This is a genomic window from Pseudomonas sp. R38(2017) (genome assembly GCF_002112395.1).
Taxonomy (GTDB): domain Bacteria; phylum Pseudomonadota; class Gammaproteobacteria; order Pseudomonadales; family Pseudomonadaceae; genus Aquipseudomonas.
The window spans coordinates 84,878-99,616 of sequence record NZ_NEHN01000007.1 but is presented as its reverse complement, the minus strand read 5'-3'; the positions used below and the strand labels follow the sequence as shown (position 1 = coordinate 99,616).

Sequence of the window (14,739 nt, the reverse complement as noted above, 5' to 3'; positions counted from 1 at the left end):
ACGATCAGTCAGCTCAGTTTGAACCCACCCATCTGCCGCGCCAGATCATCCGCCAACCGCTGCAACATCTGACAATCCTCACGACAAGCGCGAACCTCCCCCGCCGTGGCCCGCGCCAGATCGGAAATCCCCTGCACATTGCGATTGATCTCTTCGGTCACCGCCGACTGCTCTTCAGTCGCCGTCGCGACTTGATGGTTCATGTCGCTGATGCGTTCGACCTGCCCGGTAATCGCGGTCAGTGACGCCCCGGTACGCTGACTCGATTCAACGCCGGTTCCCGTCGCGGCCTGGCCGGTGCGCATCGATGACACCGCATTCTCCGCACCCTGCTTGAGGCTGCCGATCATCTGCTGAATCTCGTCGGTAGACGCCTGAGTGCGGCGCGCCAGCGTCCGCACTTCATCGGCCACCACCGCAAAACCACGCCCCATATCGCCGGCCCGCGCCGCCTCGATCGCCGCGTTCAACGCCAACAGATTGGTCTGTTCGGACACCCCGCGAATCACCGCCAGTACCTGATCGATCGACGCCACCTGATGCGCCAGCTCACCCACTGCCCCGGCCGCGACGCCGATTTCATCAGACATGCTTTCTATATGGCGAATCGACCCGCCGACCACTTCCCGCGCCTGCATCGCTTCATCGCGAGCGGTTTGCGAGGCGAGCGCCGCATTACCGGCGTTCTGGGCGATCTCCTGCACGGTCAGGCCCATTTCGTGGACGGCGGTGGCGACCATGTCGGTCATTTCCTGCTGGCGACCGGAGCGCTCGGCGGTGTTATCCACAACCCTGGCAACCTGACCGACGGCGACGCGCAGACGCTCGCTGGTGGTCAGCACTTCGCCGATCATCCCGCGCTGGCTGTCGAGGAAACGGTTGAAGCCACGGGCAAGGTCGCCCAGTTCATCGGCGCGACTGGAATCTAACCGATGGGTCAAATCTCCACCACCGCTACCGATTGCTACCAGTGCGGCTGTTACCTGACGAATCGGGCGCACCAATCCCTGGGCCAGCCAGATCACCAGTACCAGGCAAACCAGCGCCACCGCCAGACCGATACCGCTACTCATCCACATCGCCCGCCGGGCTTCGGCGTAGATCTGCGACTGTGGCACTTCGGCCACCAGCGTCCAGCCGAGATCGCGCAAAGGCAGGCTGAAGGCGAGGAAGTCTTCGCCGTCGCGCTGGAAGCTGCTGTTGGTCGCCACTTTATGGCCCATGACCGCTTGCGCCGCATTGGCGCCGATCTGCTCCGTGAGGGTGCGTTTGCCGCTGAACTGCGCCTCGGGATGGACCTGGATCAAACCGTCGGAACGCACAAGATAGACCTTCCCGCGCTCGCCGAAGCTGAAGTTGTGAATCAGCTCGGACAGCTCTTTCATGCTCAATCCAAGCCCCGCCACGCCGACCACTTTGCCGGCCTGCTCGACTTTCAAATCGATGAACAGCGCCAACTCTCCAGTGGCCCCGTCATTGTCGATGTTCAGGGTTCGGGGCTGATTGCTGTCGAGGAAAGAATAAAACCACGCATCGGCCGGTTTGGATCGACTAAGGGTGCGATCCAGGCCTTTTTCGGTGATGTAGTGATTGGATTCCGTGCCGATGATCAGCGCGGTAAACGCCTTGTGTTCGGCGCGGATGCCTTCCAGATATTGCGCGAAGCCTGCCGTTTTAGCGGAATCTTCGCCATTGGCCAGCCAATCGCGGACCATCGTGTTGCTGGCGATGTCTTTGGCGGCGGTGAGGGGCTGAACGAGGATTCGTTCGATGTCGTTGCGCGTCGCTTCGATGCTCGACGGCAACGCCTGTTCGACCAGATAGCTCTGGGCGAGGCGGTTGACCACCAGGGTATAAATGCCAACCACGATCAGGATGCTGACCAGCAGGGCGGTGCCCATGCCGAGGATCAACTGCCATTGAATACTGCGACGCCAGAACTGCATGGAGCACCCCCAAAGAATAAGAGGCTGAAACACTGCAACAGCCGTGCCGATTGTATACAGCGCAATCGACAATCTTATTCTTTGGTTGTGCGCAACCCCATCAACCCTGATTGATGGTCTTGGCGATAGTCTCGACCGTGGCGCTGACTTGCTCTTGGTAACGTTCGAGTTCCTGCTGGTGCTGCTTTTTCATTTCAATCTGCTGCGAGCACAGATTCATCGCCGCCAGCACCAGCAGGCGGTCGCCGATCAGCGTCGGGTATTTGCGTTTGGTGTCGGCCAGTGCGGCCTTGAGCATCAATGCGGCGTCCAGCAGGGTCTGTTCTTCCCCGGCCGGTGCCTTGATCGAATAGTCCTCCCCGAGAATGGAGATGACTTTTACCCCTGCTGTGCCGTGGTTCATGCGCTGACAGGACCTGCATTGACGCGATCAACCAGGGCCTGGATGCGTGCGGCGGTGGCGCCGTGCTTTTCTTCCTGTTCCATCAGGCTCAGTTGCAGGCTCTCGTTTTCATCCTTGGCCTGGGCCAGTTCCGTGGACAGGGTCTGGTTGGTTTCCGACAGGGTCTGGTTCTGTTGCACCAGATCGCTGACGAGCTGTTCCAATTGGCTGAGGGATGCTTCCAACATTTTGATCTTCCAGGGCTTTTTCAAAGGGCGCGTACGATAAAGAAAAGTCGTCGTGGATGCCAGGATTAAACCGGCGCAAGGCCTTGATTTTCCTGGCAGTCGACCATTCCTGCGAGTGTTAGAGACTGTGATCTGCCGATCTGGTTCCTGCACTTCGTCGCCCGCCCCCTTATGCGACAAATACGCGCACCGCCTCAAGACTTTAGTCGTATGACCGATAAGTCATCCAACAGCAGTCTCAGCCCGCATGGATGCGGCCCTTCCTCGGTATCCGCCACATGTCTCTTCGCAATATGAATATCGCCCCCCGGGCGTTCACCGGTTTCGCCCTGATCGGCGGCCTGATGCTGATCCTCGGTGTGTTCGCCCTGAACCAGATGAGCAAGATCCGCGGCGCCGCCGAAAACATCACCACCACCAGCGTGCCGAGCATCAAGAACCTCGACGAGTTCACCCAGTTGACCCTGCGTCTGCGGGTGCTGTCGTACCGCTTGCTGGTGAACCGTGAGCCGGACGTCCAGCAGAAAACCGTCGAGCTGCTGGAAATGCGCAACCAGCAGATCCGCAAGGCCCAGACCGACTACGAGCCGCTGATCGGCAGCCCGCAGGAACGTGCGGCCTACGATCAATACGTGCAGTTGCTGGGCCAGTACCGCCAGATCGAAGACCGGATGAAAACCCTGTCGCGCAACAACCAGGTGGATGAGCTGCGCAACCTGCTGAACACCGAATTGCTGAACAACTCCGAAGCAATGAACACCGTGCTCAACCGCCTGATGCAGATCAACGGCGAGCAGATCAGCCAGACCAACCAGCAAGCCGCCGAGCAGTTTTCTTCGGCCTTCAATCTGGTGGTGACACTGCTGGTGATCGCGACCGGCCTTACCTTCCTCTTTGCCTGGCTACTGACCCTGAGCATCACCAAGCCGATCTCGAAAGCACTGGATGCCGCGGAAACCATCGCCGAAGGCAACCTGACCCAGCCGATCCACGTTGACGGCACCGACGAAGCCGGGCGCCTGCTGGCGGCCATGGCCAAGATGCAGTCGAAGCTGCGCGACACCCTGCAGCGAATTTCCGGCTCGGCCACACAACTGGCGTCCGCTGCCGAAGAGCTGAACAGCGTCACCGACGAAAGCGCCCGTGGCCTGACCCAGCAGAACAACGAAATCGAACAGGCCGCCACGGCAGTCAACGAGATGACCAGCGCCGTGGAAGAGGTCGCACGCAACGCCGTCAGCACCTCGGAAGCCTCGAAGAACGCCACCACCTCCGCCGGCGACGGCCGCGATCTGGTGCAGGAAACTGTCAGCGCCATCGAACGCATGAGCGCCGACGTGCAGAGCACTGCGACCCTGATTGGCGATCTGGCCAACGAATCCCGCGACATCGGCAAAGTGCTGGACGTGATCCGTGGTCTGGCCGATCAGACCAACCTGTTGGCGCTCAACGCCGCTATCGAAGCAGCCCGTGCCGGTGAAGCCGGTCGTGGTTTTGCCGTGGTGGCCGACGAAGTCCGTGCTTTGGCGCACCGCACCCAGCAGTCGACCAGCGAAATCGAACGCATGATCGGCAGCATCCAGAGCGGCACCGAACACGCGGTGGATTCGATGCGCAACAGCACCGAACGCGCCGAATCGACCCTGAACATCGCCCGTGGCGCCGGCCTGTCGCTGGACACCATCAACACCGCCATCGTCGAGATCAACGAGCGCAACCTGGTGATCGCCAGCGCTGCCGAAGAACAGGCGCAGGTAGCGCGGGAAGTGGACCGCAACCTGGTGAACATCCGCGATCTGTCGGTGCAATCGGCAACCGGCGCGAATCAGACCAGTGCGGCGAGCAACGAGCTGTCGCGCCTGGCGCTGGATCTGAACAATATGGTTGGGCGGTTCAGCCTGTAACCTTCCACATGGCTGATCGTTCCCACGCCTGTGGGAACGATCTTGCACTCCGCGCAAAAACCTTTTTGACAGCATCACATTTCAACAGGTTAGAATCGCTGGCACGCAGACTGCATGGTCAGTTTGTGCCCGTCTTTCCGCTTCTGGAGTACTGCCTTTGAATGCGACGACCATCAACAGCCTGTTCTTGATCGGCGCGTTGCTGGTAGGTGCGAGCATTCTTGTCAGTTCCCTTTCGTCGCGTCTCGGCATCCCGATTCTGGTGATCATCCTCGCGGTCGGCATGACTGCCGGGGTCGATGGCGGCGGCATCATTTTCGATAACTACCCGACGGCCTATCTGGTCGGCAACCTCGCACTCGCGGTGATTCTGCTCGACGGCGGCTTGCGCACCCGGGTGTCGAGTTTCCGCGTGGCCCTGTGGCCGGCCTTGTCGCTGGCCACGGTCGGCGTCCTTATCACCACCGGCCTCACCGGCATGGCTGCCGCGTGGCTGTTCGACCTGAATCTGATTCAGGGCCTTCTGATCGGCGCCATCGTCGGTTCCACAGACGCCGCGGCGGTGTTCTCGCTACTCGGCGGCAAGGGCCTGAACGAGCGGGTGACCGCCAGTCTGGAAATCGAATCCGGCAGCAACGACCCGATGGCGGTGTTCCTCACCGTGACCCTGATCGACATGCTCGCCAGCGGCCAGACCGGCCTGCACTGGAACCTGCTGACCCACCTGATCCGCGAGTTCGGTATCGGTGGCGTGATCGGCCTCGGCGGCGGCTGGCTGATGCTGCAACTGGTCAACCGGATCAACCTCGCCACCGGCCTCTATCCGATCCTGGTGATAGCTGGCGGTCTGGTGGTGTTTGCCCTGACCAACGCCCTGCATGGCAGCGGCTTCCTCGCCGTGTACCTGTGCGGCCTGGTGATCGGCAACCGTCCGGTGCGCAGCCGCCACGGCATCCTGCACATGCTCGATGGCATGGCGTGGCTGGCGCAGATCGGCATGTTCCTGGTGCTGGGTTTGCTGGTCACTCCGCATGACTTGCTGCCGATCGCGTTGCCGGCCCTGGGTCTGGCGCTGTGGATGATTCTGTTCGCGCGGCCGCTGTCGGTGGTGGTCGGGTTGCTGCCGTTCAAGGCATTCCATGGTCGCGAAAAGGCCTTCATTTCCTGGGTCGGCCTGCGTGGCGCGGTACCGATCATTCTGGCGGTGTTCCCGCTGATGGCCGGCCTGCCGAATGCGCAGTTGTACTTCAACCTAGCGTTCTTCATCGTGCTGGTGTCGCTGCTGGTGCAGGGCACGAGCCTGCCGTGGGTGGCCAGACTGCTCAAGGTAACGGTCCCGCCGGAGCCCGCGCCGATCTCCCGCTCGGCACTGGAAGTGCACATCACCAGCGAGTGGGAACTGTTCGTTTACAAGCTCGGTGCGGAGAAATGGTGCATCGGTTCCCCCCTGCGCGAGCTGAAAATGCCCGAAGGCACCCGTATCGCCGCCCTGTTTCGCGGTCAGCAACTGCTCCATCCGTCGGGTAGTACGGTGCTGGAAGTCGATGATTTGCTGTGTGTTATCGGCCATGAACACAACCTGCCGGCCCTTGGAAAACTGTTCAGCCAGGCGCCGCAACGAGGCCTCGACCTGCGCTTCTTCGGCGACTTCGTACTCGAAGGAGACGCCCAGCTCAAAGCGGTTGCGGCCCTCTACGGCCTGTCGGCCGAGGGCATCGATCCGGACATGACCCTGGGCCACTTCATCGCCCAGAAAGTCGGCGGTGCACCGATCGTTGGCGACCAGGTGGAATGGAACAACACCCACTGGACGGTGGCGGTCATGGACGGGAACAAGATCGCCAAAGTGGGCGTCAGATTCCCCGAAGGAAGTCGCCCGGGGCCCGGGCTCTTCCTCTAAACTGCCTCCACTCTCACTTGCTTGACCGGTCTCTATGCCTACCCTGCGCTCCTTTTTCCTCGCGGCCCTGCTGGGCCTGAGTCTCACTGTCGGCCCGCTGCAGGCCGCAGAACCGCCGTCCAGCGAAGCCGTGCAGGCAAACCTGGACAAGCTCACCGACAGCAAACTGCCCGAGGCCGACAAAAAGACCCTGCAAACGCTCCTGCAAAACACGCTGAACCAGCTCAACAACCGGCGTGACTACGATCAGAAGCTGATTGACCTCAAGCAGCAACTGGCCACAGCGCCGAAACAGACCATCGAGAACACCCGCGAACTGGCACGCCTCAAGGCCACGGCCGTGGTACCGGTAGCGCAGCGCTTCACCAAAGAAAACATCCAGCAACTGGAGCAGATACTCACCGAGCGCTCGACCCAGCAAAGCGACCTGCAAAAAGCCCTGGCCGACGCCAACAGCCTGATCATCACCGCCCAGACCCGTCCGGAGCGCGCCCAGGCAGAAATCGCCAGCAGCCAGACACGCATCCAGCAGATCAACAGCATCCTCAAGACCGGCAAGGACAGCGGCAAGACCCTGAGCGCCGAGCAACGCGACCTGCTCAACGCCGAGCTGGCAGCACTCAATGCACTGATCCCGTTGCGCCGCCAGGAACTGGCCGGCAACAACCAGTTGCAGGATCTGGGCAACAGCCAGCATGACCTGCTCACGGAAAAATCCGACCGGCTGGACCACGAGATTCAGGAACTGCAGACCCTGATCAACCAGAAGCGTCTGACCCTGTCTCAGGAAACCGTGACGCAGCAGTCGATCGAGGCTCAGAAGTCCGGCAGCAGCACCCTGCTCGCCACTGAAAGCGCGGCCAATCTCAAACTCTCCGACTACTTGCTCAAAAGCACCGACCGCCTCAACGAGCTGACCCAGCAGAACTTGCAGACCAAGCAACAACTGGACAGCGTGACCCAGAGCGATTCGGCCCTCGACGAGCAGATCAACGTGCTCAAGGGCAGCCTGCTGCTGTCGAAAATTCTCTATAAACAAAAGCAGGCGCTGCCACGCCTCAAAGTCGACCGAGACCTGGCGGACCAGATCGCCGACATTCGCCTGTACCAGTTCGAAATCAACCAACAGCGCGAACAGTTGAGCAATCCGGCGACTTACGTCGACAACCTGCTGTCCACCCAGCCGCCGGAGCAAGTCACACCACAACTGCGCAAGAGTCTGCTGGAGCTGGCCAACACCCGTGTCGATCTGCTGGAGCGGCTGAGTCGCGAATTGAGCGCGATGCTCAATGAATCGATCACCCTGCAACTGAACCAGAAGCAACTGCTGAGCACCGCGCAAAGCCTGCGCGCGACCCTCGACGAACAGATGTTCTGGATTCCCAGCAACAAGCCGCTGGACTCAGAGTGGCTGCGCGGTGTGCCGGAGCGCCTGAAACGCCAGATCGACACCCTGCCGCTGGCCTCCAGCCTCAGCGAACTGACCGACGGTCTGACCCAGCGCCCGCTGTTGTTCCTGCCACTGGCGCTGCTGATCGGCGCCTTGCTGTGGCGGCGCAAGCAGCTGTATGCACGCCTGAACAAGGTTCACCAGGACATCGGCCACTTCAAGCGCGACAGCCAGTGGCACACGCCGCAGGCGATCCTGATCAACATCCTGCTGGCGATGCCGGTGGCGCTGGGCCTCGCCTTGTGCGGGCTGGCGCTGCAGATCGACGCCCGAGGACAGAACGCCAACATGGGCGCCGCCCTGCTGCAAATGGGCCAGGCGTGGCTGGTGTTCTACACCGCTTATCGGATCCTTGCGCCGGGCGGTGTGGCTGAACTGCACTTCCGCTGGGAGAAGCCGCAGGTTGAATTCCTCCAGGGCTGGGTGCGGCGTCTCGGCCTGGTGGTCATGGCTCTCGTGGCGGTGGTGGCAGTCGCCGAGCTGCAACCGGCGGCGCTGGCCGATGACGTCATCGGCATGCCGGTGGTGCTGACTTGCTACGCGCTGATGGCGTGGTTGCTCAGTCGCCTGCTGATCAGTAGCCCGACCCACGAAAACGCCTCGCTGTTCCGCAAGGCCGTGGGGATCATGTTCACCCTGCTGCCCATCGCGCTGTTTGTCGCGGTGTGCTTCGGCTACTACTACACCGCGCTGAAACTCAGCGACCGTTTGATCAACACGCTGTACCTGCTGATGTTCTGGCTGGTGATCGAGGCGACTTTCGTCCGTGGTCTGGCGGTTGCGGCTCGGCGTCTGGCCTACCAGCGCGCCCTGGCCAAACGTCAGGCAGCCAAAGAAGCCGGCGACGGCGAAGCGGTGATCGAAGAACCGACCCTCGACATCGAGAAGGTCAACGAACAGTCCCTGCGCCTGATACGCCTGGCCCTGCTCGGCGGTTTCATCGCCGCGCTGTACTGGGTCTGGGCCGACCTGATCACGGTGTTCTCGTACCTCGACAACATCACCCTCTACGAATACACCAGCGGCACCGGCGCCAACATGAGCATGGTGCCGATCAGCATCGGCGACATGCTCGGCGCGCTGATCATCATCGGCATTACCTTTGCGCTCGCACGCAACCTGCCAGGCCTGCTTGAAGTATTCGTGCTGTCGAAACTCAATCTGGCCCAGGGCAGCGCCTACGCGACTACCACGTTGTTGTCCTACGTGATCGCCGGGGTCGGTTTCGTCTCGACCCTGTCGACCCTCGGCGTGAGCTGGGACAAGTTGCAATGGCTGGTGGCGGCACTGTCGGTCGGCCTCGGTTTCGGCATGCAGGAGATCTTCGCGAATTTCATCTCCGGCATCATGATCCTGTTCGAACGCCCGGTACGGATCGGCGACACCATCACCATTGGCAATCTGTCGGGCACCGTGAGCAAGATCCGCATCCGCGCCACGACCATTACCGACTTCGACCGCAAGGACATCATTGTCCCGAACAAGACGTTCATCACCGGGCAACTGATCAACTGGTCGCTGACCGACACCATTACCCGGGTGACGCTGAAACTCGGCGTGGATTACGGTTCCGATCTGGATCTGGTCAAGGAACTGCTGCTCAAGGCCGCCCGGGAAAACCCGCGCGTACTCAAAGAACCCGAGCCGCACGTGTACTTCCTCAACTTCGGCGAAAGCACTCTCGATCATGAGCTGCGTATGCATGTGCGCGACCTCGGTGATCGCAACCCGGTGATCGACGAGGTCAACCGCTTCATCAACCGCGAGTTCAAGAAACAGCACATCAACATCTCGTTCCGGCAGATGGAGGTGTACCTGAAGAACCTCCACGGTCAGGAGTACAAACTGGTGCCGGTCGAAGACGACAGCAAAACCACCGTACCCGTCAGCGACGAGCAAAAACCGCTGCAAGAGCCGCCGCCCGCCAAACTCGACTAACCCGACCATTCCCAGCAGAATGCTCGGACATTCTGCTGGAGCCGGCCCTTGAAAGCCCTCGACGAACTGACCTTCGATAACTGCTTCGCCCGCCTGGGCGACGCGTTCTCGGCCCATGTGCTGCCCGAACCGATTGACAATCCGCGACTGGTGGTTGCCAGCCCGGCGGCCCTGGCGCTGCTGGATCTGGAACCGGCGACGGCCAACACCCAGGAGTTCGCTGAACTGTTCGGCGGGCACAAGTTGTGGGCCGATGCGGAGCCGCGGGCGATGGTCTATTCCGGGCATCAGTTCGGCGGCTACACCCCGCAACTGGGCGATGGTCGCGGGCTGCTGCTGGGCGAGGTCTACAACGCCGCTGGCGAGCACTGGGACTTGCACCTCAAGGGCGCCGGGCAGACACCGTTTTCGCGCATGGGCGATGGTCGTGCCGTGCTGCGTTCGTCGATCCGTGAATTTCTCGCATCCGAAGCGCTGTATGCGCTGAACATCCCGTCTTCACGTGCCGCGTGCGTGATCGGTTCCGATACCCCGGTCTGGCGCGAAAAGCAGGAACGCGCCGCAATGGTGCTGCGCCTGGCGCCAAGCCACATCCGCTTCGGCCATTTCGAATATTTCTATTACACCAAGCGTCCCGAGCAGCAGAAGTTGCTCGCCGAACACGTGTTGGCGATGCACTTCCCCGAGTGCCTGGAACAGCCGGAACCGTACCTGGCGATGTTCCGCGAAATCGTCGAGCGCAACGCCGAACTGATCGCCAAGTGGCAGGCCTACGGTTTCTGCCACGGGGTGATGAACACCGACAACATGTCGATCCTCGGCATCACCTTCGACTTCGGCCCGTTCGCTTTTCTAGATGACTTCGACGCGAACTTCATCTGCAACCACTCTGATGATCAGGGTCGTTACTCGTTCAGCAATCAGGTGCCCGTCGGCCAGTGGAACCTCAGCGCCCTGGCCCAGGCCCTGACGCCGTTCATCAGCGTCGAAGCCTTGCGCGAAACCCTTGGCCTGTACCTGCCACTGTTCCAGGCGCACTACCTCGACCTGATGCGCCGCCGTTTAGGCCTCACCACGGCCGAGGACGACGACCAGCAATTGCTGGAGCAACTGCTGCAACTGATGCAGAACAGCGGCGTCGACTACACGCTGTTTTTCCGTCATCTGGGCGAAGAATCCGCAGACCAGGCGGTTGCCCGGTTGCGCGATGACTTTGTGGATATCCGAGGTTTCGATGCCTGGGGCGAGCGCTATGTCGACCGTGTCGCACGCGATGGCGCCACCGATCAGGAACAGCGCCGCGCGCGGATGCACGCGGTGAACCCGCTGTACATCCTGCGCAATTACCTGGCGCAGAAGGCGATTGATGCTGCCGAGCAAGGCGACTACTCAGAAGTGCGTCGTCTGCATGCGGTGTTGAGCAATCCATTCGAGGAACAGCCTGGAATGGAAAGCTATGCGGAACGGCCGCCGGAGTGGGGCAAGCATCTGGAGATCAGTTGTTCATCGTGAGTGCGACGACTTGAACCTTGATAATCGATCCGTACGGCTCCAGATCAGCCGTACGATCACACTCTTTTCATCGAGCCCGACATGACCGACCCACTCCTCATCCCCTGCCCCTCCTGCAACGGCCTCAACCGCATTCCCGCCGAGCGCCTCGGCGACCACCCGAAATGCGGGCGCTGCAAGTCCGAGGTGCTGTTGAACAAGCCGTTCGAACTCACGCAAAGCGATTACGCCAGCCAGATCAAGGGCGATCTGCCGTTGCTGGTGGACGTGTGGGCGGACTGGTGCGGGCCGTGCAAGTCGTTTGCGCCGGTGTTCGAGCAGGCGGCGGCGCAACTGGCGGGCAAATGCCGGCTGGCCAAGCTGGACAGTGAAGCCAATCAGCAGTTGTCGGCGCAGTTGGGGATTCGCTCGATTCCGAGCCTGATTCTGTTCAAAAACGGTCGTGAGGTGGCGCGGCAGAGCGGGGCGTTTCCGCTGCCGCAACTGATGGCGTGGCTGCGCAGCCAAGGCATCTGACACACCATCAGCCATGTGGGAGCTTGCTCCCACATGGTTTTTTTCAGGCGTCTTCGAGCAGGTTGTGCAGCTCGACGAACTGCTGCGTCAGCTTGTGCCGCGGGTCGAGGTGGATCAGCGGTGTGCTGGCCTGGTGCGATTCGCGCATGCGTACCGAGCTGGCAAGGTACACCGGCAGCACCGGCAACCCTTCGGCGATCAATTCGTCGAGCATCTGCTGTGGCAGGCTGGCCCGGGCCTGGAACTGATTGACCACAATGCCTTCGACTTCCAGGCCTTCGTTGTGGTCGTCCTTCAACTCTTCGATCTCCGACATCAGCCCGTACAGCGCCTGACGGGAAAAGCTGTCGCAATCGAAGGGAATCAGCACACGATCAGCGGCAATCAGCGCGGATACCGCATAAAAGTTCAAGGCTGGCGGGGTATCGAGGTAGATGCGGTCGTATTCGCCGTCCAGCTCTTCCAGCAACTTACGCAGCTTGTTGATCTTGTGCTTGGCCTCGAGCTTGGGCTGCAGGTCGGCCAGTTCCGCCGTAGCGGTGATGATGTGCAGATTGTCGAACGGGGTTTCGTAGATATCCGCCTGGTTCTTCTTCGAAAACGGGCCCGAAGACAGGGTCTGCTTGAAGAAGTCGGCGATGCCCATCGGAATGTCATTACCGGTGAGCCCGGTCAGGTACTGAGTGGAGTTGGCCTGGGCATCGAGGTCTACCAACAGCGTGCGATAACCCTCGCTGGCGCTGACCGCCGCCAGATTGCAGGCGATGCTGGATTTGCCCACGCCACCTTTCTGATTGAACACCACGCGCCGCATGACAAAACCTCCGTGTATCAAAGAATGACCGAGTGTAGTAGTGCCCGGCCCCGCTTCGCTACCTTCGCGGACACGGACTACAGGGTCAGGCGCAAATATCTCAATAGTCACGGCGCAAATGCTGCCTTCGACCGCCGATATGCCCGACAGACAATCCCTTCACAATCCGGATAATGGCCAAATGATATTTTTTGCCATGTACCCTTTGGTCCATTTCAGAGCGCAAAATGTAACCAGCATTTGCTACACACTCGTCGCACCGGGATAATGCGCGCCACCCGGCGCCAAGCACCACGCCACTTTCGGCAAGGTCAGCTCCTCTGTGGCTTTGGCAGAACCGCGTCAAAAACAGCCCGCAGGGGCGGGATGAATGTCCGTGATCAACTTCAACATCGCCCAATGGCGCGCCTGGGCTCCCGGGCTCGACAGCGTGGACGCCTGGCAAGCCTGGAGCCGACAGCCGATCGTGCTCCCGAGCAGCGATGCCGCGCCCGATGTGTCGTTCCTTCCCGCGATGCAGCGCCGCCGACTCAGCCGCCTGGCGCGGATGGCCTTCAGTGTCGGCTGGCCACTGGCCGACGGTCGGGAAAACCTGCCACTGGTGTTTGTGTCCCGCCACGGTGAAACCCCGCGTACGTTCGACATCCTCAGCGACCTGGCCAACGAGCAACCGCTTTCACCGACCCAATTCAGCCTCTCCGTGCACAACGCAATTATCGGCCTGTGGTCGATCATGCGCGGCGAAACCAGCGAAATGACGGCCCTCGCCGCCGCTGGCGACGGCCTCGAACACGGCGTGCTGGAAGCCGCCGCCCTGCTGGACGAAGGTGCTCCAGCGGTACTGTTGGTGATCACCGAAGAACAACCGCCCGCCGCCTATTCGGCGTGGATCGATGACGTGCCGTTTCCGTATGCGGTCGGCTTGCTGCTGACCCCCGGTACCGACTGGCGGCTGACCCTGAACAGCGCCCCCGAAGCACTGTCCAAAGCGCAATGGCCCCACGCGCTGCACCTGCTGCAAACCCTGCTCGGCCAGCAAACCCTTTGCCAACATGCCTGGAAAAATCGTGTATGGACCTGGCAACGCAACCCGTGACCGAAAAAAACCGCGACGCCTACTACTGGCGTCTGCTGGCCACCGCCACCAGCTTCGCCCTGTTCGGGCTGGGCGGGCTGTGCCTGCGCCTGTTGGTTTTTCCGCTGCTGGGCTGCCTGCCGGGCGACGCTAAAACCCATCGCGAGCGGGCGCGGCAGACCGTCAGTCGACTGTTCTGGTTTTTCGTCCGGTTCATGGCCCGCACCGGCGTGTTGACCTATGACATCCAGGGCGCCGAACGCCTCGGCCGGCCGGGACAGATGATCATCGCCAACCACCCGTCTTTGATCGATGTGGTGTTCCTGATCGGCCTGGTGCGCCACGCCAATTGCGTGGTGAAGAAAAGCCTGTGGGAAAACCCTTTCACCCGCGGCCCGCTGCGCAGCACCGAATACATCAGCAACGACGGCAGCATGGAAATGCTCGATGCCGCCGCCGGCGCATTGCAGGATGGCCAGACCCTGATCATTTTCCCGGAAGGCACGCGTACTCAGCCCGGCCAGGCCCCGGCCTTTCATCGGGGGGCAGCGGCCATCGCGCTGCGCGGTGCGAAAATCCTGACTCCGGTCATCATCAAGGTCAGCCCGACCACTTTGACCAAGGCCGAGCCGTGGTATCGCATCCCGAGCCGCCGTGTTCACTTCAGTTTTCGCGTCGGGGCCGATATAGACCCACAGACCTTTACCGCACAAGGCCCTGCACCGCAGGCCTCGCGCAAGCTCAACGACTTTCTGCACCATTTTTTTATCAAGGAGCTCGCCGAAGATGAGCGATCTGCACCGTGAGATAAAACTGCTGATCATCGACGCCCTGGGCCTCGAAGACATCAGCGTCGACGACATCGGCGACGACCAGACGCTGTTCGGCGAGGGCCTGGGCCTGGATTCCGTCGACGCCCTGGAGCTTGGCCTGGCGATCCAGAAAAAGTACGGCATCAAGATCGACGCCGACGCCAAGGACACCCGCAACCATTTCACCAACGTGGCGAGCCTTGCGGCGTTCGTCACGGCAAAACAGGCAGCTTGAGACCGGA

General features: G+C 61.2%; 12 protein-coding genes and 1 pseudogene. 9 read left to right on the top strand and 4 right to left on the bottom strand.

All coding sequences use genetic code 11. The annotated features are described in order from the left end of the window. Positions 1-8: 8 nt before the first annotated feature. From CAF87_RS19135 to CAF87_RS19125, 3 genes are all read right to left on the bottom strand, one after another. Positions 9-1,946 carry a methyl-accepting chemotaxis protein gene (locus tag CAF87_RS19135; protein WP_085732604.1) on the bottom strand — a complete coding sequence of 646 codons (1,938 nt, stop codon included), beginning with the start codon at positions 1,944-1,946 and terminating at the stop codon, positions 9-11. Positions 1,947-2,046: 100 nt separating this feature from the next. Then, entirely contained in the window at positions 2,047-2,349 is a 303-nt protein-coding gene (locus tag CAF87_RS19130) for a cell division protein ZapA (protein WP_011332115.1), read from the bottom strand. Then, on the bottom strand, positions 2,346-2,576 hold the full coding sequence (locus CAF87_RS19125; protein WP_007952320.1) for a hypothetical protein: 231 nt from the start codon (positions 2,574-2,576) through the stop codon (positions 2,346-2,348). The genes CAF87_RS19130 and CAF87_RS19125 overlap by 4 nt, the downstream gene beginning before the upstream one ends. 251 nt (positions 2,577-2,827) lie before the next feature. Here CAF87_RS19125 and CAF87_RS29720 point away from each other — a divergent pair. The 6 genes and pseudogenes from CAF87_RS29720 to trxC all read left to right on the top strand — a co-directional run. Next, positions 2,828-3,577: pseudogene (locus CAF87_RS29720) on the top strand (MCP four helix bundle domain-containing protein); the annotation flags it as partial. A 30-nt stretch (positions 3,578-3,607) separates the two neighbouring features. Beyond that, on the top strand, positions 3,608-4,480 hold the full coding sequence (locus CAF87_RS29715; protein WP_371850982.1) for a methyl-accepting chemotaxis protein: 873 nt from the start codon (positions 3,608-3,610) through the stop codon (positions 4,478-4,480). Between the two features lie 157 nt (positions 4,481-4,637). Next, complete coding sequence (locus tag CAF87_RS19115; protein WP_085732602.1) at positions 4,638-6,380, top strand: potassium/proton antiporter; 1,743 nt, start codon at positions 4,638-4,640, stop codon at positions 6,378-6,380. Positions 6,381-6,414: 34 nt separating this feature from the next. Continuing rightward, complete coding sequence (gene mscK, locus CAF87_RS19110; RefSeq protein WP_085732601.1) at positions 6,415-9,768, top strand: mechanosensitive channel MscK; 3,354 nt, start codon at positions 6,415-6,417, stop codon at positions 9,766-9,768. Positions 9,769-9,816: 48 nt separating this feature from the next. Next, the gene (gene selO / locus CAF87_RS19105) at positions 9,817-11,280 is read left to right on the top strand and encodes a protein adenylyltransferase SelO (RefSeq protein WP_085732600.1); all 1,464 of its coding nucleotides are present in this window, start codon (positions 9,817-9,819) and stop codon (positions 11,278-11,280) included. Positions 11,281-11,361: 81 nt separating this feature from the next. After that, positions 11,362-11,796: a thioredoxin TrxC gene (gene trxC, locus CAF87_RS19100; RefSeq protein WP_085732599.1), complete on the top strand. Its 435-nt coding sequence runs from the start codon at positions 11,362-11,364 to the stop codon at positions 11,794-11,796. A gap of 43 nt (positions 11,797-11,839) precedes the next feature. Here the strand turns inward: trxC and CAF87_RS19095 are convergent, their stop codons facing one another. Further along, the gene (locus tag CAF87_RS19095) at positions 11,840-12,610 is read right to left on the bottom strand and encodes a ParA family protein (protein WP_085732598.1); all 771 of its coding nucleotides are present in this window, start codon (positions 12,608-12,610) and stop codon (positions 11,840-11,842) included. Positions 12,611-12,980: 370 nt separating this feature from the next. Here CAF87_RS19095 and CAF87_RS19090 point away from each other — a divergent pair, with 370 nt between their 5' ends. From CAF87_RS19090 to CAF87_RS19080, 3 genes are read left to right on the top strand one after another with little or no spacing between them, the layout of a single operon-like run. Then, on the top strand, positions 12,981-13,706 hold the full coding sequence (locus tag CAF87_RS19090) for a beta-ketoacyl synthase chain length factor (RefSeq protein ID WP_085732597.1): 726 nt from the start codon (positions 12,981-12,983) through the stop codon (positions 13,704-13,706). Further along, a complete protein-coding gene (locus CAF87_RS19085; protein WP_085732596.1) occupies positions 13,682-14,491 on the top strand; it encodes a 1-acyl-sn-glycerol-3-phosphate acyltransferase in 810 nt (269 codons plus the stop codon). Before CAF87_RS19090 ends, CAF87_RS19085 begins: the two co-directional genes overlap by 25 nt. After that, positions 14,472-14,732, top strand: a complete 261-nt coding sequence (locus CAF87_RS19080) for a phosphopantetheine-binding protein (RefSeq protein WP_085711082.1) — start codon at positions 14,472-14,474, stop codon at positions 14,730-14,732. Before CAF87_RS19085 ends, CAF87_RS19080 begins: the two co-directional genes overlap by 20 nt. The last annotated feature ends 7 nt before the right edge of the window (positions 14,733-14,739 follow it).